Here is a 20,202-nt window from a genome sequence, read left to right on the forward strand (position 1 = left end):
ATGGCCTGGAGCTACCAGACGGCTTCCAAAGTCTTGAAGGGTTTCGCCACGCGCACACCCTCGGCATCGAAGTCGGAAACGCTGCGTCCATCCACACGCACCGCCTTCGGCATCGTGCGCGCCGGCCACCAGACCTTCACCGTCGTTCCGCCGCGCAGCCCCTCGCCAAGCGCCACCGTCAGCACCCCGTCGCGCTGCCGCGCCTGCATCTGCAACGTGCCATACGCGGTCGGCAGCCGCTCCACCGCCAACCCTTCGCCAGCAACCCACGACGGCGGTGTGCCCGGCAGCAGCGACAGGGCGTCGTCGTCCTCGCGCATCAGCATGCCGAACAGCGTGCGGCCGTACTCGGCGCCGATCCAGGTATGCGGCATGTCGCCGAGGTAGCGCGGGAAGCGCAGGCGGGAGTGCACGACCTCGGCCAGGACCTGCCACTCAAGCGGGCGCCGATCATGCAGCAGCCCCTGCAGCAGCTCATCGGCCACGTCCGGCTGGCCGAGATGCACATAGCTCAGCACATTGCGGATTTCGTAGGGCGTGTAGGCGTACAGTGCACCGGGCTGGCCGCGCTTGCGCACGTCCTCCAGGTAACGGGCGAAGGTCGTCCGCAGCGCCTCGGCGGGCAGCACGCTCTGCGCCCCAGTCGGGTCCAGCGCGATCGATACGCCGGTCGGATCGCCGTCGCCCAGGTCGGCCGAGGAAGGAATGAAGTCGATACCCTTCCACGCCATCGTCGCCCGGATCGATGCATGCAGCGCGTCGTACAACGCCTTGTACTGTTCGCGCGCCCACGCCGCAGTCTCGTGGTCGCCCAGCGCCTCGGCCAGCCACGCACCGTCGTGCCACCCCTTCAGGCCCCAGTAGTCATCCCAGTAGCTGTGGGTTGGTGACGGATAGCCTTCATGACTGATCGAGGGGGCAAGGATGCCGGCGAAGCGCTCCGGCGCCGGCTGATCGGCTTTGTACCCGGGTACCAGGGTGCGCTCGCGTAGCTCCTGCAGGAAACGCAGCGCCGCTCTCACTTTCGGCAGGTAGTCACGCACCGATTCGGGTCCGCCATCGAGGCGGGCGACATCGGCCACCAGCGCCACGTACTGACCCTGGCTGTCGTACTCGATGTCCGAACCGAAACCCGTATTGACGCTGCCATCGTCGTTGAGGATCGGCGAGACCAGGCCGTTGGCATGCACGCCGTGCTCGCTGTACCAGGCCAGGTAGTCGCGTGCGACCTTGGCCTCGCCCATGCGCAGCAGCACTGCCGAGGTGGCCATGCCATCGCGGATGAACGAGCGGTTGTAGTTGCGCGGGCCCGGCTGCATGGCTGGGCCGGTCTGGTTGATCAGCATGTAGGCGGCCTGCGCGCGCAGCATGTCCACCAGTGATGGATCAGGCAGGCGCAGCCCGACCCCGCCCAGACGTGCCTGCCAGTCTGCGGAGGCCTGGTTGGCCAAGGTGTCGAAGGCATCGTTGCCGTCGCGAGGCAGCGAGGAAAGGTCGAGCGCGGGGGGCTCCGGCAGCGCGCCGTTGGCATCGGCAGCGGCGGTGCCGAGTGGGAACGCCACCACCACCGCATCGCTGGCACCGGGCGCGAGGCGGATCCGGTAGCTCAATGCGGCCGCGGCCAGTCCTTGCTCATCGCGTGCCTGCTGGGTGGCAGGCAGACGCCCGGCTGCGATGCCGGCGGTGATTTCCGTTGCACCTTCGGTGCCGAACGGCGCGGCGCCGGCAGCATCCACCGGCGTGAGCGAGCGCAGCAGCGTGCGGCCGTTGACGCGCACCGTGTTGGCTTCGACGGCGACCTCGCGGATCGGCGACAGCCCGCCGTTTTGCCACGGCGGGTTCATCTGCATCGGTCGTACCGCCAGGGTCAGCGTGCCGTCGACCGCGGTGGCGCCGGTGTTGCGTAGGCAATGACGCACCAAGGTGACCGGCTGCCCATCGCGTTCGATGGCGAAGGCCTCGCTGCGTAGTTCCAGTCCCGCCTGCGGTGCCCACGTGGCGGACGGCATCGGCTTCCAGCCGTCGCGCAGCGCGTGCTGCACCTTCTGCCCCGCGGCCCCGGCTGCGCTGCCATCGGCATTGCGCCAGATCGGCTGCACCAGCGGTGCGCCCTTGAAGGCCTCAATGTTGCCGTACTCGTCGAAGATCGACTTCTGCCGGCCCGCGTGCACACCGACCGCAGTCCAGTAGGTCTGCTGCATCTGCAGCGATGCCGGGAACAACGCACGCTGCGCGCCGCTGGCAGCGATCTGGTACCGCTTCATCGGCGTCATCACGGCTTTCGGGCCAAGCAGGCGCAGGCGCGTGATCTGCGGTGCAGCGCCGTCCACGCTCAGGCGGAACGCACGTACAGGCTGTGCCGTGTCAGCAGCCAGCCAGCTCTGCCGATGGCTGGCCGCCTGTGCATCGTGTGCGAGATCCTGCCAGCGGCCCTGTGCGTCCTGCACCTGCAAGCGGGCGACGCCGCGCCCGCCATCGGCCCAGTCGACCGCGAGACCGGCCGTGGACTGGGCGCGAGGCAGCATGATCTCGAGCGTATGCGATCCACCTTTTCCAGCTGGAACCGCGACGGTGCCGCCGCCTTGCCAGAGCGCGGCTGCCTGCGTTGCATCGACACCGCTGATGCGTGCGCTGAGCGTGCTGTCCAGCGGCTCCATCTCGAAGATCGACACGCCCCAGTCGGACGTGCGCTGCGGGCTGGCCAACCGCAGGAAGCGCGCCTGGCGTGGCGCGAAGTACAACGTTTCCACGTCGCCCAGCGAATCGGTCATGGTGTACGCGGTCTGCCACTGCGTGCCGTCCAGCGAGGTCTGTAGTGAATACCCTTCTGGATTGGAGATATCCCAGGTGAGGCGTGCGCCCGCCAGCATCGTCGGTGCACCCAGATCGATCTGGAACCAGTGGCCCGGACTGAAGGCACCGCCGGTGACGGTCTTGGGGTCGCCGTCGATCAGGTGGCTGATCGCCATCGCCGGTACCTGCTGCGAGGAAGCGCTGGCCTGCCATTGGCTGCGAGGCGGCAGCGTCTGTGCCTGTGCGCTGAAGGCCAGGGCGGCCAACAGCAGGGTAGCGGCAGGGGGCAGCGGGAAAAGCGGCGTGGAGACCATGGAGCGTTCGGCGCGCAACGTCATTACGGACTGCCTCGCAGGTTCGGCCGGAATCGGGCGAGCGCTACGCTAGCAAGAGATGTAATCGGTTACATGACGCACTGCAGCGGCGCAGACCGCTTCTGCGTAGAGCCGAGCCTACGCTCGGCTGCCGTTCGGGTAGGCGCAGCCGAGCATGGCTCGGCTTTACATGGTTTCCCGCAGGTCACGCGCACCCGCCGTTAAAGCGCCACCGTCTCCCACCAGCGCGTGCCCGCCTGCGGCGCCTGCATGTCCAGCGCTTCGCCCATCATCGGCGTAGCCACCGGCACATTCTTTGCGGCGGCCAGTGCGGTGATGCGCTCGAACGGCTGTTGCCATGCGTGCAGCGCCAGATCGAAGGTGCCGTTGTGGATCGGCAGCAGCCACTTGCCGCGCAGGTCCAGGTGCGCCTGCAGGGTCTGCTCGGGCTGCATGTGCACGAACGCCCAGCGCGGATCATAGGCGCCGGTTTCGATCATGGTCAGGTCGAACGGGCCGTACTTCTCGCCGATGGCCTTGAAGCCGTCGAAGTAGCCGGTGTCGCCGCTGAAGAAGATGCGGAAATCGCCGTCCTGGATCACCCATGATGCCCACAGGCTGCGGTCGCTGTCGCCCAGCCCGCGACCGGAGAAGTGCTGGCCCGGGGTAGCGGTCAGGCGCAGGCCGTTGGCTTCGGTCGACTGCCACCAGTCCAGCTGTTCGACCTTGCTGGCATCCACACCCCAGGCGATCAACTGGTCGCCCACGCCGAGCGGCGCAATGAAGCGCGCGGTGTTGCCGGCCAGCTGCATTACCGCGGCATGGTCGAGATGGTCGTAGTGGTTGTGCGAGAGGATCACGCCGGCGATCGGCGGCAGTTGGTCGATGCTGATCGGCGGGGCATGGAAGCGCGCCGGCCCCATCCACTGCACCGGCGAGGCGCGCTCGGAGAACACCGGGTCGGTCAGCCAGTACTGGCCACGCAGCTTCAGCAGGATCGTGGAGTGCCCCAACCGGAACAGGCTGCGATCCGGTGCAGCATCGAGGGTGGCGCGGTCCAGCGGCTTCACCGGAATCGGGTGAGCGGGCACGGTGCCCTTGGGCTTGTTGAACAGGAACGTCCACCAGATCTCCGCGCCGTCGCGCAGGCCCATCGCCGGCCGGGGCAGGGCATTGCGGAACTTGCCGTCGCGGTACTGCGGCGAATCGGGGAAGTCGGGGAGGGACCAGGACTTGCAGAAGGTGTAGGCGGTCACGGCGAGGATTCCAAGCAAAAGGACAAGGAGCAGGCGCTTCATGGGTGACGTCCGCTGGGTACACTGCACAGTGTAGTTTCGTGTTTTTCAAAAGTACACTGGCAGGTGTAAAATGTGCAGATCCGTTCAGTTATCCGGTTCCTGCCATGCCCCGTGCCCCGCAACGCCTGACCGACCGTAAACGTGACGCGATCGTGCGCGCGGCGGTGGAGGAGTTCCGTGTATCGGGCTACGAGGCGACCAGCATGGACCGCATCGCCGAGGCGGCCGGGGTCTCCAAGCGCACCGTCTACAACCACTTCCCGAGCAAGGAAGCGCTGTTCTCGATGATCCTGGAGGAGCTGTGGGAGCGCAGCGTGGCCAGCGACGCACTGCCGTACCGCGCCGACCAGCCGCTGCAGGCGCAGCTGATGCAGCTGCTGGGGCAGAAGCTTGAGCTGCTCAGTGATGCCAACTTCATCGACCTGGCGCGGGTGGCGATGGCCGAGATCATCCACTCACCGGAACGGGCGCAGGCCATCGTCTGCCGCATGGGCGAGAAGGAAAGCGGCGAGAGTGCGTGGATCCGCGCGGCAATCGCCGATGGCCGACTGCGCCAGGTCGATCCGGAGTTCGCCGGCCACCAGTTGCACGGCCTGGTGAAGAGCTTCGCGTTCTGGCCGCAGGTGACGATGGGGCAGCCACCGTTGAACGCGCAGGAACGCGCGCGGGTGGCCGAATCGGCGGTGGCCATGTTCCTGGGTTTCTACGCGGCCTAGTTGGCGGCGAAGCGACGGAACTCGTCGGCCGGAAGCGCTGCCGAGTACAGGTAGCCCTGGCCGACATCGACCCCCAGTGCGCGCAGTTGCTGTTCCTGCGCCAGGGTTTCAGTACCTTCGGCCACGACGATTGCACCGCAGCGGTGCGCGACTTCGACGATGAAGCGCACGATCGACTGCGACTTGGCATCGGACAGTGTGGCGATCAACGCCTGTTCGATCTTGACCTCGGCGATGGCCAGTTGCGAAAGCAGGATCAGGGTCGAATAGCCCGCGCCGAAATCATCCAGCGACAGGGTGACCCCGGCCGCCAGCAGCTGTGCAATGTTGGCATCGACCACGTCGCGCTCGACGATCTCGGTCCACTCGACGATCTCCAGCCGCAGCATCGCACCGGGGATGCCGCGTAACTGCAGCAGCTCCTGCAGGCGCAGACCGAAGTCGGGCAGGCGCAGGGATTCGGCTGACACATTGACCGCAATGGTCAGCGCCGCGCCGTCCTGCTGGAAGTGCTGCAGGAAGTGCACCGCCGACTGCAGCGTGGCCCACTCCAGGTCCGCAAGCCGGCCCTGCCGGCGCAGCAGCGAGATCACCCGCATCGGTGCAATCGGCCGTCCTTCGCCGTCGCGCATGCGCAGCAGTGCTTCGGCGCCGACCAGCTGGCGGTCCTGCAGGCGATGCTTGGGCTGGTAACACAGCGGCGCGTCCCCCTGCTGCAGCCAGCGCTCGAGCGCGACCTCGATCAGCGCATCGATTTCACTGTCGCGCTGGATCGGGTCATCGAAGAACACGACGCCGGATTCGATCGCACTCAGCGCCACGGTGATTGCCCGGAAAGGCAGGTGGCCATCGTCTGCGGCGGCCGGTGGCTTCAGTTCGACCACGGCACAGCGGAACAGCGGCCGGAAGCCGGGCCAATCGCGGCCGACCCGATCGGCCAGGTTGCTGGCCAGCTCGGTGATCTGCGGCTGCGTGCGCAGTTCGGACAGCGACAGGTCACGTACCAGAATTGCCAGCGCGGCATCACCGAACTGGTAGATTTCCAGCTGCCCGGCCTGCAGCGATGGCAGCAACCGGTGCACGTCCGCCGGCGTACCGCGATGCCATAGCCCGTTGTCCTGCAGTGGGCCGTAGCGCAGGCGCAGATCGCGCTGGTTCCCCATTTCGACCACCACCAGGCAGGCCTTGCCGACGCCATCATTGTCGCGCCAGTAGTGCTGCAGGCGCTCGCCGAGCGCGCGCATGTTGGGCAGGCCACTGATCGGATCGATGCGCAGCCAGGCCTGCTCGCGCTGGCGCTGGGCGTCGATCTGCGCGTCGTTGTAGACCAGTGCAAACACCGCGCCCAGCATCAGCAGCGAGACCGGCAGCGCCAGCAGGCGCTGGATCGCCAGTTCAGCCACCGGCAGCTGATCGGCGCCGATGATCGCCACGCCCAGTGCCAGGCCCAGCGCAGTCACGCCGATGCGCACACCCCAGGCCTGCAGGATCATGCGCAGCGAGAGTTCGTTGAGCATGCGCGGGTGCAGGCGCCTGCGCAGCCAGATGCCGGCCAGCATCTGCAGCAGGGATTCCAGGCCGGCAGGCAGGAAGAACTGGGCGCCGGCGAACTGGTAGCGGGCCAGCAGGCTGGCGGCCAGGCAGGTCAGGCCGCCACGCCAACCGCCGAGCAGGCCACTGACCAGCAGGATATCGAAGCCGAGGTGCAGCTTGACCACGCCCTGGCTATAGCGGGCCACGAACCAGGCGTTGAACAGGTAGATCAGGCCCAGTGCCACGCCCACATACAGGCGACGGCCTTCAATGGCATGGCCGGCGCGGCGGGTGGCGATCAGCAGCACACCGATCATGCCGATCACCGCCGTGGCCTGCAGCAGGTACAGCGGCAGGCTGGGCAGGGCGCTGTCCAGGACCTGGGCCGAGACCCGTGAAAGCGCATCCATAGCAGGTTCCCGCCTGTGACCGACGGCCAGTAACGAGCAGGGTAAACCACGGCCGCGCGCGCGGCCACTGATGCTGCCCGGCGTCGCCCGCCCGGGTCAGTAGCGCGGGTCGGCGATGGCCGGCAGCACCAGTTCGCGCACGAAGCCGGACGGTGACAGCTGCAGCAACGCGCGCACCATCGCAACGACGTCGTGCACCGGCACCAGCTCGCCGTCGCCGCGTGCTGCGGCCTCTTCCACCGGCACCGACAGTGCATCGTCGGTGTTGAGGTAGCCCAGCTGCAGGCTGGTCACCGCCAGGCGGCGATCGCGGAAGCCCTCACGCAGTGCATCGGCGATGCCGTTGAGCGCGAACTTGGATGCGCCGAACGCCACTTCCGGGCGGCCGCTGCGTGGCAGTGCCGAGGTCGAGCCGGTCAGCACCAGCTGCGGGCGTGGTGCGCCCAGCACCCGCGGCAACAGGCGCTGCAGTAGCACCAGGGTGGCGGTGATGTTGACGTCGACCAGTTGGGTGAGCGAGGCATCGGTTTCGTCGAGGAAGGCGTACTCGTCGCTGAAGGCGGTCTGTTCCCAGATGCCCAGGTTGTGGATCAGCACATCCAGATCAGCAGGTGCCTGCGCCGCGATCTGATTGGCCGCCAGGGTGGGCTGGGACAGATCGGCTTTGATCCACTGCAGGGTGACGCCCTCGGGGCATTCAATATCGCGCGGTCGGTTGCGTGAAACGCCGATGACGGTGTCGCCTGCACTGCACAGGCCTTCCACGAACGCCCGACCGAGGCCCCTGCTGGCGCCGATGACCATCAATTTCATGTTGCTTCCTTGTTGTACTACGGCGGCCTCAGTCGGCCGTCAGAACGGTGTCCCAATCGGCGAACGCACGCAGGCCGCTGCGTTCGGCGGTAATGATCGAGGCGGTGTTGTCGAGCTGGCAACGGTACTGCGGCTGCAGCCCGGCCGTCTGTGCGGACATGGCCATGGCGCGTACCAGCTGGCGCGCGTGCCCGCGACCGCGGGCTTCGGGAAGGGTCAGCACGCCCATGTCGGCCAGGGCTGGATCCAGGCTCCACGGGTACATGCTTCCCGCGGCAACCAGCCGCTCGCCATCGAAGGCGCCGAACACCTGCCAGTGGTCCAGCTCGACCCAGGCGGCATCCAGATCCTCCTCGCTCGCGCTGGCCTGGAACCCGTCGAACGCGGCTGCGTCGGCCGGGCTAAGACGCCGGATACATGGCGGTGCAGGGCACTCGGCCAGGGCCGCAAGTTCTGCGGCGGGGAAGTAGAAGACGCGATCTGCGCCATGCGTGCGCTGGCCGAGCTGCTGCAGGCGCAGTTGCAGCTGCGGGAGCGTCCAGTGCGGCTGCGCGTGCAGTTGCAGGCGAGCGGCCAGGGCCGGGCGCAGCAGTGCGCGCGCGGGGCCCGCGACCGGCTGCAGCAGCATGCCGTCCTCGCCCTCATCGAAATCATCGCTGCACGCCAACTGCAGCAGTGGATCATCCTGCATCATGCGCTGCCCGGAGAACACGCTGCGCCAGGTCGCATCGATTAATGGGGCAAACACATCATCCATGACCGGTGTCTCGCTCAGCGCCGGGGCAGGTCCACCTGCAGGCCGGCGGCCTTCCATTCGGGATAACCGGCGGCGAGCCGCTGCGCGGTCAGTCCGGCCTCGCGCAGCATCGCCACCGCGTCGTTGGACAGCACGCAGTAGGGACCGCGGCAGTACGCGACAATGTGGACGGCACGCGGCAGTTCGTCCATCCGTGCACGCAGTTCCGTAACGGGAATGTTCAGCGCGCCGGGCAGGTGACCCAGATCGAATTCCTCGCGCGGCCGCACATCCAGCAGCACCACGCTGCCGCGTTGTTCCAGCAACTGCTCGACGGTCAGGCCTTCCAGAGCATCGCGGCGCTGCAGGCTGTCGTGGATCACGCCATGCATTTCGCTGCGTTGGTGGTCGGCATAGTCGCGCAGCGCGGCCAGCAGGTTGCCCAACGGACCCTCACCACTGCGGTAGAGGATGCGCTTGCCATCGCGTCGGGTCTGAACGAGGCCGGCACGGCGCAGCTGCTGCAGATGCTGGGAGGTATTGGCCACCGACAGCCCGGTCAGTTCGGCCAGGCGTTCCACGGCGCGCTCGCCCTGGGCGATGTGCTCCAGCAGGGCCAGGCGATGGGCGTGGCCGAGCGTGCGGGCGATCTCGGCCAAGGCCTCCAGCGGTGAGGGCGGTGAGGGCGGTGGCTCTGTTGCAGCGTTCATGCGGGCCACGCTAGCATCGCTCTATCATTCAAGCAAATAATTGAAGGTAGGTGATATGGTTGGCGTGGCGACATTGGTGATGGATGCGGTGGTAGTCGGCGTGGGAGCAACCGCAGTGATGGACCTGTGGGCGCTGGTGCAGCGAAGGCTGCTCGGCATTCCCTCGCTGGATTTCGCGATGGTCGGGCGTTGGCTGGGCCACCTGCCGCGCGGGCGCTTCCGCCACGACGGTATCGGCCGCTCGGCAGCGGTCAGTGGCGAGCGCGCGCTGGGTTGGACCGCGCATTACGTGATCGGTGTGGTCTTCGCCGCGTTGCTGCTGGCCGCGGTGGGGAACGGCTGGGTGCAGGCGCCGACACTGTGGCCGGCGCTGGCCTTCGGCATCCTCAGCGTCGCCGCACCGTTCCTCATCCTGCAGCCGGGCATGGGCGCGGGCATTGCCGCTTCGAAGACCCCGGCGCCGGGCAAGGCGCGCCTGCGCAGCCTGGTGGCGCACAGTGTGTTCGGTGCAGGCATGTACCTTTCCGCGCTGCTGTTGGCCGCTGTCCGTGCAGGATGAGCAAGAATCCGCAGGGTCACCGGCAACAGGAACACCTCGGCATGGAATCACCCAAATCCACCACTGATGACATGCCGCTGCCGTGGGCGTGGCAGGACGCGTTGGCCGATGCGCGCATCGAGCGGCAATCGATCGGTGTGTCGCGTGCGGATGTTGCCCGCGTGCGTCGGCCGGGCCAGGCCGATGCCTTCCTGAAGTCGGAAGTGATCGACGCCTTCAGTGAGCTGGGCGATGAGATCGCGCGCCTGCGTTGGCTGCAGGCACAGGGACAACCGGCACCGACGGTGATTGCCACTGCCGAAGAGACGGGCCGGCGCTGGTTGCTGATGAGCGCGCTGCCCGGTCGCGATCTGGCCTCGTCGCCGGAACTCGCGCCGCAGCAGTTGGTGGACCTGCTGGCCGACGCGCTACGCGGGCTGCATGCGTTGCCGGTGGCAGCCTGTCCGTTCGACCAGCGACTGGCGTCGCGCGTGCAGGCCGCGCAGGCCCGCGTTGAAGCGGACCTGGTGGATGCCGATGATTTCGATGATGAGCGCCTGGGGCAGAGTCCGGAGCAGGTCTTCGCCGAACTGTGCAGCACCCGGCCCGACCATGAAGACCTGGTGGTCAGCCATGGCGATGCGTGCCTGCCGAATCTGATGGTGGCCGAGGGACGCTTCAGTGGTTTCATCGACTGTGGCCGGCTGGGTGTGGCCGACCGTTACCAGGACCTGGCGTTGGCCGCGCGCAGTCTGGTCCACAACTTCGGCGACACGCGTTGGGTCGCGCCGCTGTTCCAACGCTACGGCGCGGTGGCCGACGAGCGCCGGCTGGCGTTCTACCGGTTGCTCGACGAGTTCTTCTGAGCCCGCGCATGGCTGGCGATGGCCGCGCAGATCAGGCCACCGACCACGCTCAGGTGTTCCAACGCGAAGAACAGGGCCAGCTGCTGTTCGGCGCCGTGCTTGTTCCAGAAGGTATGCACGATGACGATGGTCAGCAGCATGAACACTGCCAGCGCGCCACTGCCCAGCCAGAGCAGGCGATCGAGCAGCAGGCACAGTGCGCCGCCCAGCAGCACCGCGGCGCTGGCGATGTTGAACAGCACGGGCGGTTGCAATCCGGCCGCGTGCATTTCGGCCACGCTTGTGTCCCACGCCAGCAGCTTGGCCAGGCCCGAGGACAGGAACACCACGGCCAGCAGCAGTCGGGCGAGGAACCACAGCACGCGGCTGTCGAGCAGGGTGGTGATCATCTGTGGCATGCAGGAACTCCGGGTTGAGCGTGGGACAGGCCGCGCAGCATCGGGCCTCAACCGCAGTTGAGGTCAAGGCGGGCTGAACGAAGCCCGGCGGCGGCATGCTCTCCATCCTTTAAATGCACGAACGTACGTTCGCTATTTGCGAGGTGAGCCGAATCGACCGCAATGAGCAGCGCGTGGCCCTGATCCTGCAGGCGGCGCTGCAGTGCTTCCGTGCCAGGGGTTGCACCAGGCCAGCATGCGAGGCATCGCGCAGGCGGCCGGCGTCAGCTTCTGCAACCTCCACAACCATGTCCCGGGCAAGGAGGCATCATCCTCGCGGTGGCGCTGGACGAAAACGAAGAACTGGCTCCGATGCTGCAGCGTTTGGCGGCGGCCGATGGGGCACGCGCGCAGGTCCTGGTGTTCCCGCAGGATTTCCATGCGCTGTACCGGCGGCCGGAATGGGCAACGCTTGCGGCCGAAGTGGTGGCCGAGAGTGCACGCAACCCTGCCTTGGCCGAGGCCTTCGCCGCCCACCGCAGGCAATTGCAGCACGTGCTGGTCAATTTCCGCCTGGCCATGGCCGTGCCGGCCGAGAGCACGGGTTGGCTGGCGGGCTTCTTCCACCTTCCGGAAGGCCAGGCATCGGCGACCTCCGTCACGCTGGCGGGGTGGGCGTGGTGCTGGCCACGGGGGCAGCGTGGCTGTGGTCCTGGCGGTTCGCGCGGGGGCAGCTGGAAGCGGTGATGCGGCGCGTCGCCGCCTGGCACGTCGGGCGCGCTTGCACGATGCTGTGACGGACATGTCTGTGTCTCGGCCCGTGCATCTGCGATAGTAGCGGCAGGTAATACTTTCCGCTTGCATCCATGTCATTCGCTTCGGCGCAGCATCTCGGCGAAGTCCTGCAACAATCCTATGGCATCACCCCCACTGCCGTGGTGCCACGCCCGGTTGGCGCCGATGCCAACGCCAGCGTGTACCGCGTCGACGCACGGCGCGGGCAATGGTGGTTGAAATGCCGCAGGTACCAGGTTGCCCCTGCCGTCTGGGATACCCTGCATTGGCTGCGCGGCACGCTGGGCATCGAGGAAATCGTCGCGCCCTGGCCGGCCCTGACCGGTGGAGCGTCGGTGCAGCGCTGGGGCCTGCAGTTCACCCTGTTCCCGTATGTGGAAGGCCAGTCCGGCTTCGAGGCGGCGTTGAGTCGCACGCAGTGGCAACGGTTGGGCGAGGTGCTGCGGCGCCTGCACGAGGCATGCCCGCCACCGCAGCTGAAGGAGGCGTTGCCGAGCCTGCGGATGGAGACCGCGGCGCTTGATACCGTCGGGCAATGGTTGGCTGGTGAGGGCCTGGCCGCCGCCAAGGATGGGCTGGGCCGTGCCTTTGTTTCCGTATGGGACCAGCAGCATGCGCGCATCGCGGCGCTGCATGCGCAGGCACTGCAGTTGCACGCGGCGTTGCAGGATGTCCCGGTGGCGCTGCACCTGTGCCATACCGACCTGCATGCCGGCAATCTGCTGATGGGCAACGACGGCGGCCTGCACCTGATCGACTGGGATGGCCTGTCGCTGGCGCCGCGCGAGCGCGACCTGATGTTCATCGGTGCTGCGGTGGGCGGGCGCTGGGGCCGCGAGAACCCGGGGGGATTCGAGGAAGGCTATGGCAGCGACCACGGCGACCCGCGCTGGATCGCCTGGTACCGGCACTGGCGCATCCTGCAGGACCTGATCGAGTTCCAGCAGGTCCTGCTGGGCAGCGATGGAGAGGATCGTTCGCCGCAGCTGCGCCGGCAGACGCTGCACTACCTGGGCGAGCAGTTCGCACCGGGCAATGTGTTCGACGCGGCAGAGCGTGCATATCGCGCGCTGTAAGGCGCACAGGAATCATCCACGCGTGGCGGGGATCTACTCGGCGGGCTTGGCCGCTGCCGACGCCGCTGCGCTTGCGGCGCGGCGCGACAGCACGGCTTCGCGGTGGGCGATATAGGCGTTGGCGGCGAGGATGATGCCGGCACCGATGATGGTCCAGCGGTCCACGCTTTCGTTGAACAGCAACCAGCCGAACAGCGTCACCAGCGGCAGCTGCAGGAAGCTGATCGGAGTCAGGGCGGAGACTTCGCCCAGCCTTAGCGCGCGGGTCCACAGCAGCTGGCCGATGGTGCCGAGCACGCCAGTGGCGAGCAGCCACAGCCAAGCAGTGCCGGTCGGCCAGACCCAGACGAACAGCGCCGGTACCAGCGACAGCGGTACCCAGAACACGTAGGTGTAGAGCACCACGGTGTCAGCACTGTCGACGCGGGTGAGCTGCTTGATCTGGATCGCGACCAGCGAACTCAGCACGGCGGCGGCCACCGCGACCAGGCTGCCAGCGGTGAAACCGGCGGTGCCGGGACGCACGATCACCAGCACGCCGATGAAGCCGACCACGACCGCCGCCCAGCGGCGCACACGCACGGTTTCGCCCAGCCACAGCACGGCGGCAATGGTGACGAACAGCGGCGTGGAGTAGGAGAGCGAGACCGCCTGCGCCAACGGCAGGTGGCCGAGCGCCCAGAACGCACACAGCATCGAACCCAGGCCGATCGCACTGCGCACGAAATAGCGCGGCAGTTGCTGCGTCTTCAGTGGTGCATGGCCCGGGCGCAACAGCATCGGCAGCAGCGCCAGCAGGCCGAAGGCGTTGCGGAAGAAGGCCACTTCCTGGGTTGGCACGTAACGGGTGGCATAGCGGATGGCCACCGCCATCAGGCCAAATGCCATGGTGCTGCCGAGCATCAGCAGCGCCGCCCGCATCGGGGTGGCGCCGGGGGAAAGGACGGGGCTGTTCACCACTGTGCGCCGAGCAGGCGGGGCTCCGGTTCGATCGGCACGCCGAACTTCTCCAGCACCGAGGCCGAAATGCGGCGTGCCAGCGCCAGCAGTTCAGCACCCGTGGCGTTGCCGTGGTTGACCAGTACCAGTGCATGGCTGGGGGCCACGCCGGCATCGCCTTCGCGGAAGCCCTTCCAGCCGCAGGACTCGATCATCCACGCCGCAGAGACCTTGCGCTTGTCGTCGTGCTCGGCCGGGAACACGGGCAGGTCGGGGAAGTGCTGCAGCAGCACGTCGACCTGTTCCAGCGGCAGCACCGGGTTCTTGAAGAAGCTGCCGGCGTTGCCGAGCACATCCGGATCGGGCAGCTTGCGGCGGCGGATCGCGATCACCGCATTGGCCACGTCGACCGCACCCGGCAGCTCCACGCCCTGTGCCTGCAGTTCCTCGCGGATGCCGGCGTAGTCCATGCGCAGGTCATGCAGCAGCGGCAGCTTCAGTTCGATGGCGGTGATCAGGTAGCGGTCAGGCTGCTGCTTGAACACGCTGTCGCGGTAGGCGAAGCCACATTGTTCGTTGTCCAGCCGTACCCAGGCCTGCTCCTGGCAGTCCCAGGCTTCGACCGCCTGGATGAACTCGCCGACCTGCGCGCCATAGGCGCCGATGTTCTGGATCGGTGCGGCACCGGCCGTACCGGGAATGAGGGCCAGGTTCTCCAGGCCGGACAGGCCCTCCTGCAGCGACCACATCACCAGCCCGTGCCACGGCACGCCCGCACCGGCGCGGATCACCGCATGGTCGGCACGATGTTCGAGGAAGCTGATGTCACGGTTGCCGAACACCAGCACGGTGCCCGGCAGGTCCTCGGCGATCAGTACATTGCTGCCGGCACCCAGCACCAGCAATGGGCCGTTGGCCACCTCGGGCAGCGCCAGTACTTCCGGCAGCAGCGCGGCATCGTGCAGCTCCAGCAGCTGCGCGGCGCTCGCCTGCACATGGAAGGTATTCAGTGCCTGCAGTGGGGCATTGCGGGTGAGCGTCCAGCGCACCGGGGTGTCGCCATCGTTGGTATCCATGGGCGCGCTCACAGCGGCGCCACCGCGCCGCGGCTCGGCGCTTCGCGGCGGCGACGGATCGCCTCCACGCATTCGGAGACGAGGGCAGGGCCACGGAAGATCAGGCCGCTGTAGCACTGCACCAGTGCCGCGCCTGCGGCCATCTTGGCCACGGCATCGGCGCCGGACAGGATGCCGCCGACGCCGACCAGCGGCACGGATTCGGGCAGGCGCGAGCGCAGGCGGCGCAGCACCAGTGTGGACTGCTCCAGCACCGGCGCACCGGACAGGCCACCGGCCTCGTTGGCCAGCGGGTCGCCGGCCACCTTGCCGTGGTCGATGGTGGTGTTGGTGGCGATCACGCCGTCCACCTGCAGTTCGCCCAGCACGCGCGCGGCGGCATCGATGTCGCGGTCACTGAGGTCCGGCGCCACCTTCACCAGCATCGGCACGCGGCGACCATGCTGCGCAGCCAGGGCTTCCTGGCGGTCACGCAGCTGGCTGACCAGCTGGCGCAGTGCGGTCTCTTCCTGCAGTTCACGCAGGCCGGCGGTGTTGGGCGAGGAGATGTTGACCGTGATGTAGTCGGCCAGCGGGTACACCTTGTCCATGCAGGCGATGTAGTCGTCCACGGCCTGTTCGTTGGGGGTGTCCTTGTTCTTGCCGATGTTGATGCCGAGCAGGCCGCGGCGGTTGCGTGCGCGCTCGACGTTGCGCACCAGTGCGTCCACGCCCGCATTGTTGAAGCCCATGCGGTTGATGATCGCGTTGTGCGCCGGCAGCCGGAACAGGCGCGGCTGCGGATTGCCGGCCTGCGGGCGCGGCGTGATGGTGCCGATCTCGACGAAGCCGAACCCCAGCGCGAACAATGCATCGATGTGCTCGCCGTTCTTGTCCAGGCCGGCGGCCAGGCCGACCGGATTGGGGAAGGTCAGCCCGAACACCGTGCTGGGCATCGGCGCGATGCGTGCGGCCAGCAGCGGCGTGGTGCCGGTGCGATAGGCCAGGTCCAGTGCGGACAGGCCGAGGCCGTGGGCGCGCTCGGCGTCGAGCGAGAACAGGAAGGGGCGGGCAAGCGAATACATGCGTCGGTTCAGTCCAGCGTGCCGAGGAAGGCTCGGGTTCGATATTCAAAAGCGACCTGGCCGTCGACCGCGTGGGCGGCGAACAGGTCCTGCAGAGCGTCGATCATCGGCGCGTGGCGCGGATGACCGGATTGGGGCGCGTAGGAGGAGGACAGCAGGCGCCCGCGCAGGGCATCGAAGTCCAGGTGCTGTACGTTCGGCAGCTCCACCATGCCGCGCAGGCCTGCGCCGAACCAGGCTTGCATGGTGGCATCGTCCTGGTAGCGCTCCGCCACGGCGGAGTAGTCGGTGCCGTAATCCAGAAGCAGCTGTTCGTAGCCGACCAGGAACGGACTGGCGTCGAGCAGGCGCGAATTCCAGTAGATCAGTGCCAGGCCACCCGGGCGCAGGATGCGCTGCCACTCGGCGCGCACCGCCACGGTGTCGAACCAGTGAAACGCCTGCGCGACACTGACCAGATCGATGCTGGTGTCGGCCAGTCCGGTGGCCTCGGCGCGGCCGTCCACCGCACGGAACTGCGGATACCGCGGTGCCAGCCATGCTTCGGCCGCGGCCCGCATGGCCGCATTGGGCTCAACCGCGACAACGGGATGGCCGCTGGCCAGGAACAGGCGGCTGGAAATACCGGTACCGGCGCCGATGTCGGCGACACGCGCCTGCTGGCTGACGCCCATCGGGCCGTGCAGCCAGTCCAGCAGCGCGGGTGGGTAGTCGGGCCGGTAGCGGACGTAGTCGGCGACACGGCTGCTGAAGCGTTCGGTGCTGTCGGAAGTGGTCATGGCGTCAGTTCGACACCGCCGCCAGCCAGGCCAGGCCGCCGAAGAACAGGATGAAGACCAGGATGGCGGCGATCACGGCGCCGGCCATCACCCAGCCCAGCACCAGGCCGGTGACGGCCAGGCCATCGCCTTCCAGTTCGTGCGGGCGGCGACGGATTTCGGCGCGGGCCATGTGGCCGGTGATGATGGCCACGATGCTGGCCACGAAGGGCAGGACGGTCCAGCTGGCGATGCCCATGACCAGGCTGACCACGGCCAGGGCGCTTGTCTGTCGGGGTGCCACGCTCATCGGGGTCCTCCTTGGCAGTGTGCACATGATAGTGCGTCTGCCCCGGCAATCCCATGCCCGGCGGATACGATGGCAGGCGTCGACCCTGGTCGACGAAAGGCATGCCAACCCGGGTTGGCAGTTACCGGAGTGCCGGTGTCAGCCCATCAACACCTGGCCGCCATCCACGTTGAGCACGCTGCCAGTGACCCAGCGCGCCAGCGGCGAGCACAGGAACAGGGCGGCGTCGGCGATCTCGCGCGGGTGGCCAAAGCGGCCGAACGGAATCTTCGCCAGGGTGCCGTGGTACAGCGCCGGGTTTTCGTTGCGGCGGCGGTCCCAGAGGCCGTCATCGAACTCGATCGAGCCCGGCGCGATGGCATTTACCCGGATCCGGTCCTTGGCCAGCGCCAGCGCCTGCGAGGTGGTGTAGTGCGAAAGCGCGGCCTTGGCGGCGGCATAGGGTGCGCCACCGGGACGCGGCTGCTGCGCGGCAATCGAAGACAGGTTGAGGATGCAGGCATCGCCGGATGCGCGCAGCCACGGCAGTGCCAGGCGTGAGGCGCGCACGGCGGCCATCAGGTCGATCTGCAGGCTGGCGGCCCAGCCGTCCTCGTCGTCGGCCATGCCGTAGCCGGTGGCGTTGTTGACCAGCACGTCAATGCCACCGAGCGCGTCGGCAGCGGCCTGCAGCCAGGCCTGGATCTGGCCGGGGTCGGCCAGATCGGCGGAAAACGCGTGCAGTTCGAAGCCCTGCGCCCGTGCATCGGTGCGCAAGGCATCCAGACCGGCCTGGCCGCGCGCGCAGACCGCGACCTGCGCGCCGGCGCCGGCAAACGCCAGCGCCATTTCACGGCCAATGCCCTTGCTGCCGCCGGCGATCAGCACGCGGCGCCCGCTGAAATCGAGGGTCGGAGCCCCGGAGGGGCTCTGACCCATGGACGTGTCCGCGTCGTTTGCCATCACAGGTCGAACTTGATGCCCTGGGCCAGCGGCAGCGAATCCGAATAGTTGATGGTGTTGGTCTGGCGGCGCATGTAGACCTTCCATGCATCCGAACCGGACTCGCGGCCACCGCCGGTGTCCTTCTCGCCACCGAAGGCGCCGCCGATCTCCGCACCGGACGTGCCGATGTTGATGTTGGCGATGCCGCAGTCGCTGCCGGCGGCCGACAGGAACTTCTCGGCGGTCTTCAGGTTCTGGGTGAAGATCGAGGACGACAGGCCCTGCGGCACGCCGTTCTGCATGTCGATGGCTTCGTCGATGCTGTCGTACGGCATCACGTACAGGATCGGCGCGAAGGTTTCGTGCTGGACCACGGCGTCGCTGTTCTTCAGGCCGGAGACGATCGCCGGCAGCACGAAGTTGCCGGCGCGGTCGATGCGGGTGCCGCCGGTTTCGATGGTGCCGCCGGCGGCCTTGGCCTGGGCGATCGCATCGAGGAACTGCTGCACGGCGCCGTCGCTGTTGAGCGGGCCCATCAGGTTGGCGGCGTCGGTCGGGTCGCCGATCTTGCCTTCCACCTGCTTGTAGGCCTTGACCAGGGTGGCCAGCACGTCGGCGTAGATCGAGCGGTGCACGATCAGGCGGCGGGTGGTGGTGCAGCGCTGGCCGGCGGTGCCGACGGCGCCGAACACGATACCCGGCACGGCCAGCTTCAGGTCGGCGGTTTCGTCCAGGATGATGGCGTTGTTGCCGCCGAGTTCCAGCAGGCAGCGGCCGAGACGGCGTGCGACCTTCTCGTTGACGGTGCGGCCGACCTGGGTCGACCCGGTGAAGCTGATCAGCGGCACGCGACGGTCATCGACCATCTTTTCCGACAGCGCGGTGCCGGCATCGTTGATCAGGAAGAAGATGTCCGGGAAGCCGGCTTCGCGCAGGGCGTCGTTGCAGATCTTCAGCGAGGCGATGGCGGTCAGCGGCGTCTTGTTGGACGGCTTCCAGATGCACACGTCGCCACAGATGGCGGCCAGGAAGGAATTCCAGCTCCACACCGCGACCGGGAAGTTGAAGGCCGAGATGATGCCGACCAGGCCCAGCGGGTGGTACTGCTCGTACATGCGGTGGCCGGGGCGCTCGGAATGCATCGTGTAGCCGTACAGCATGCGGCTCTGGCCCACGGCGAAATCGGCGATGTCGATCATCTCCTGCACTTCGCCATCACCTTCCGGCTTGCTCTTGCCCATTTCCAGGGCAACCAGCGAGCCCAGGGCGTCCTTGTGCCTGCGCAGCGCTTCGCCGCACAGGCGCACGGCTTCACCGCGGCGCGGGGCCGGCGTGGTGCGCCAGACCTTGAAGGCTTCCTGGGCGCGGGCGACGACGGTCTCGTACTCGGCCTCGGTGGTCGCGCGGACCTGCGCGATCGGCTCGCCGGTGGTCGGGTTGACCGGGGTGATCAGCTCACCGCTGGTCGCGCTCGACCACTCCCCGTTGCCCAGGTACGTGCCAGCGTTGATCGCGTCCAGGCCAAGGGACTTGAGCAGCTCGGAAGACATGCAGACTCCTGTGTTTCGTTACGTTGTTTGGCGCCATCGCGGGCAGGTGGGGGACGCGATGAACTGAATCGCCGATGGTAGCAGAGCGCCCTGTCCGGCCATGGTGCAACGCGCCAGCCGGGCGGGGCCGAACATGAATGCTTGGAGGGCAGGGCACGTTGCCTGTAAACTTCCCGGCTGCATGGCCCCGTAGCTCAGCTGGATAGAGCGTCCCCCTCCTAAGGGGAAGGTCGCCCGTTCGAATCGGGCCGGGGTCACCATAAATCAATGGCTTGCGGCACTTGGCAGGTTTGGGCGATGTGTTAGGACGCCATGGTGAAGCGCTGCTTTGGCACGCTTGGCACAGCTTCGACACGACCGACGTTGCGCAGATTGCGTTCCTCACTACCGGTGGGCTTCGGGTGAGAACCCGGCAAGCAACCGGGTGGTGTTCGATTCTCGGTACAAATATCTCCGAATCATCGCGATGGCCAACAGCACGCAGGCCATTACCTACCCCATGCCACAGGCTGATGGATTCTGCGTGGCGCTCTCGAACGTGAGCGTCTTCACAGCGATCATTTGTACGGCTGCCGGCGGTGGCCCTCAATGGTGGACGCGATGGGT

Annotated in this window: 19 protein-coding genes and 1 tRNA gene; 6 read left to right on the forward strand and 14 right to left on the reverse strand. The window is 67.5% G+C overall.

Translation table 11 applies throughout. The features are described 5' to 3' along the window. Positions 1-11 precede the first annotated feature (11 nt). Complete coding sequence (locus V3B30_RS14070; protein WP_262083838.1) at positions 12-3,131, reverse strand: discoidin domain-containing protein; 3,120 nt, start codon at positions 3,129-3,131, stop codon at positions 12-14. 197 nt (positions 3,132-3,328) lie between these two features. Then, a complete protein-coding gene (locus tag V3B30_RS14075) occupies positions 3,329-4,405 on the reverse strand; it encodes an MBL fold metallo-hydrolase (RefSeq protein WP_262083837.1) in 1,077 nt (358 codons plus the stop codon). 104 nt (positions 4,406-4,509) lie between these two features. Between V3B30_RS14075 and V3B30_RS14080 the strand changes: the two genes are divergently transcribed. Then, complete coding sequence (locus V3B30_RS14080) at positions 4,510-5,121, forward strand: TetR/AcrR family transcriptional regulator (protein WP_262083836.1); 612 nt, start codon at positions 4,510-4,512, stop codon at positions 5,119-5,121. Here V3B30_RS14080 and V3B30_RS14085 read toward each other — a convergent pair. The 4 genes from V3B30_RS14085 to V3B30_RS14100 all read right to left on the reverse strand — a co-directional run bounded on the left by V3B30_RS14085 (position 5,118) and on the right by V3B30_RS14100 (position 9,323). Continuing rightward, the gene (locus V3B30_RS14085) at positions 5,118-7,064 is read right to left on the reverse strand and encodes an EAL domain-containing protein (protein WP_262083835.1); all 1,947 of its coding nucleotides are present in this window, start codon (positions 7,062-7,064) and stop codon (positions 5,118-5,120) included. The genes V3B30_RS14080 and V3B30_RS14085 overlap by 4 nt on opposite strands. Positions 7,065-7,160: 96 nt before the next feature. Next, the gene (locus V3B30_RS14090) at positions 7,161-7,877 is read right to left on the reverse strand and encodes an SDR family oxidoreductase (protein ID WP_262083834.1); all 717 of its coding nucleotides are present in this window, start codon (positions 7,875-7,877) and stop codon (positions 7,161-7,163) included. A 28-nt stretch (positions 7,878-7,905) separates the two neighbouring features. Beyond that, positions 7,906-8,634 carry a GNAT family N-acetyltransferase gene (locus V3B30_RS14095; protein ID WP_262083833.1) on the reverse strand — a complete coding sequence of 243 codons (729 nt, stop codon included), beginning with the start codon at positions 8,632-8,634 and terminating at the stop codon, positions 7,906-7,908. 14 nt (positions 8,635-8,648) lie between these two features. After that, the gene (locus V3B30_RS14100; RefSeq protein ID WP_262083832.1) at positions 8,649-9,323 is read right to left on the reverse strand and encodes a metalloregulator ArsR/SmtB family transcription factor; all 675 of its coding nucleotides are present in this window, start codon (positions 9,321-9,323) and stop codon (positions 8,649-8,651) included. Between the two features lie 55 nt (positions 9,324-9,378). Between V3B30_RS14100 and V3B30_RS14105 the strand changes: the two genes are divergently transcribed. Next, positions 9,379-9,882: a DUF2938 domain-containing protein gene (locus V3B30_RS14105; protein ID WP_100472084.1), complete on the forward strand. Its 504-nt coding sequence runs from the start codon at positions 9,379-9,381 to the stop codon at positions 9,880-9,882. Positions 9,883-9,923: 41 nt separating this feature from the next. Continuing rightward, positions 9,924-10,727 (forward strand): APH(3')-II family aminoglycoside O-phosphotransferase, encoded by an 804-nt coding sequence (locus V3B30_RS14110; RefSeq protein WP_262083831.1) that lies wholly within the window; start codon positions 9,924-9,926, stop codon positions 10,725-10,727. Here the strand turns inward: V3B30_RS14110 and V3B30_RS14115 are convergent. Beyond that, positions 10,700-11,125, reverse strand: a complete 426-nt coding sequence (locus V3B30_RS14115) for a DoxX family protein (RefSeq protein WP_262083830.1) — start codon at positions 11,123-11,125, stop codon at positions 10,700-10,702. The genes V3B30_RS14110 and V3B30_RS14115 overlap by 28 nt on opposite strands. A gap of 318 nt (positions 11,126-11,443) precedes the next feature. On the opposite strand from V3B30_RS14115, the gene V3B30_RS14120 reads away from it, so the two are divergent. Both V3B30_RS14120 and V3B30_RS14125 read left to right on the forward strand, forming a co-directional pair. Next, complete coding sequence (locus tag V3B30_RS14120; RefSeq protein WP_262083829.1) at positions 11,444-11,851, forward strand: hypothetical protein; 408 nt, start codon at positions 11,444-11,446, stop codon at positions 11,849-11,851. Positions 11,852-11,970: 119 nt separating this feature from the next. Next, a complete protein-coding gene (locus V3B30_RS14125) occupies positions 11,971-12,975 on the forward strand; it encodes an aminoglycoside phosphotransferase family protein (protein ID WP_100472087.1) in 1,005 nt (334 codons plus the stop codon). Between the two features lie 33 nt (positions 12,976-13,008). Here V3B30_RS14125 and V3B30_RS14130 read toward each other — a convergent pair whose 3' ends face one another. From V3B30_RS14130 to V3B30_RS14160, 7 genes are all read right to left on the reverse strand, one after another. Then, positions 13,009-13,896, reverse strand: a complete 888-nt coding sequence (locus V3B30_RS14130; protein ID WP_262083858.1) for a DMT family transporter — start codon at positions 13,894-13,896, stop codon at positions 13,009-13,011. Between the two features lie 32 nt (positions 13,897-13,928). Next, positions 13,929-14,990: a UDP-N-acetylmuramate dehydrogenase gene (murB, locus tag V3B30_RS14135; RefSeq protein ID WP_262083828.1), complete on the reverse strand. Its 1,062-nt coding sequence runs from the start codon at positions 14,988-14,990 to the stop codon at positions 13,929-13,931. 8 nt (positions 14,991-14,998) lie between these two features. Beyond that, the gene (locus tag V3B30_RS14140; protein WP_100472089.1) at positions 14,999-16,054 is read right to left on the reverse strand and encodes a quinone-dependent dihydroorotate dehydrogenase; all 1,056 of its coding nucleotides are present in this window, start codon (positions 16,052-16,054) and stop codon (positions 14,999-15,001) included. Positions 16,055-16,062: 8 nt separating this feature from the next. Continuing rightward, entirely contained in the window at positions 16,063-16,833 is a 771-nt protein-coding gene (locus V3B30_RS14145) for a class I SAM-dependent methyltransferase (RefSeq protein WP_262083827.1), read from the reverse strand. Positions 16,834-16,837: 4 nt separating this feature from the next. Then, positions 16,838-17,122, reverse strand: coding sequence for a DUF4190 domain-containing protein (locus V3B30_RS14150; RefSeq protein WP_100472091.1), 285 nt, complete (start codon positions 17,120-17,122; stop codon positions 16,838-16,840). Positions 17,123-17,260: 138 nt separating this feature from the next. Next, on the reverse strand, positions 17,261-18,064 hold the full coding sequence (locus V3B30_RS14155) for an SDR family NAD(P)-dependent oxidoreductase (protein ID WP_329809675.1): 804 nt from the start codon (positions 18,062-18,064) through the stop codon (positions 17,261-17,263). Then, entirely contained in the window at positions 18,064-19,596 is a 1,533-nt protein-coding gene (locus V3B30_RS14160) for an aldehyde dehydrogenase family protein (protein ID WP_049445849.1), read from the reverse strand. Before V3B30_RS14160 ends, V3B30_RS14155 begins: the two co-directional genes overlap by 1 nt. Before the next feature lie 183 nt (positions 19,597-19,779). On the opposite strand from V3B30_RS14160, the gene V3B30_RS14165 reads away from it, so the two are divergent. Next, a tRNA-Arg gene (locus V3B30_RS14165) sits at positions 19,780-19,856 on the forward strand. Positions 19,857-20,202: the final 346 nt, after the last annotated feature.

Origin of the sequence: Stenotrophomonas sp. SMYL41, assembly GCF_036319965.1 — a bacterium.
GTDB lineage: Bacteria > Pseudomonadota > Gammaproteobacteria > Xanthomonadales > Xanthomonadaceae > Stenotrophomonas > Stenotrophomonas maltophilia_R.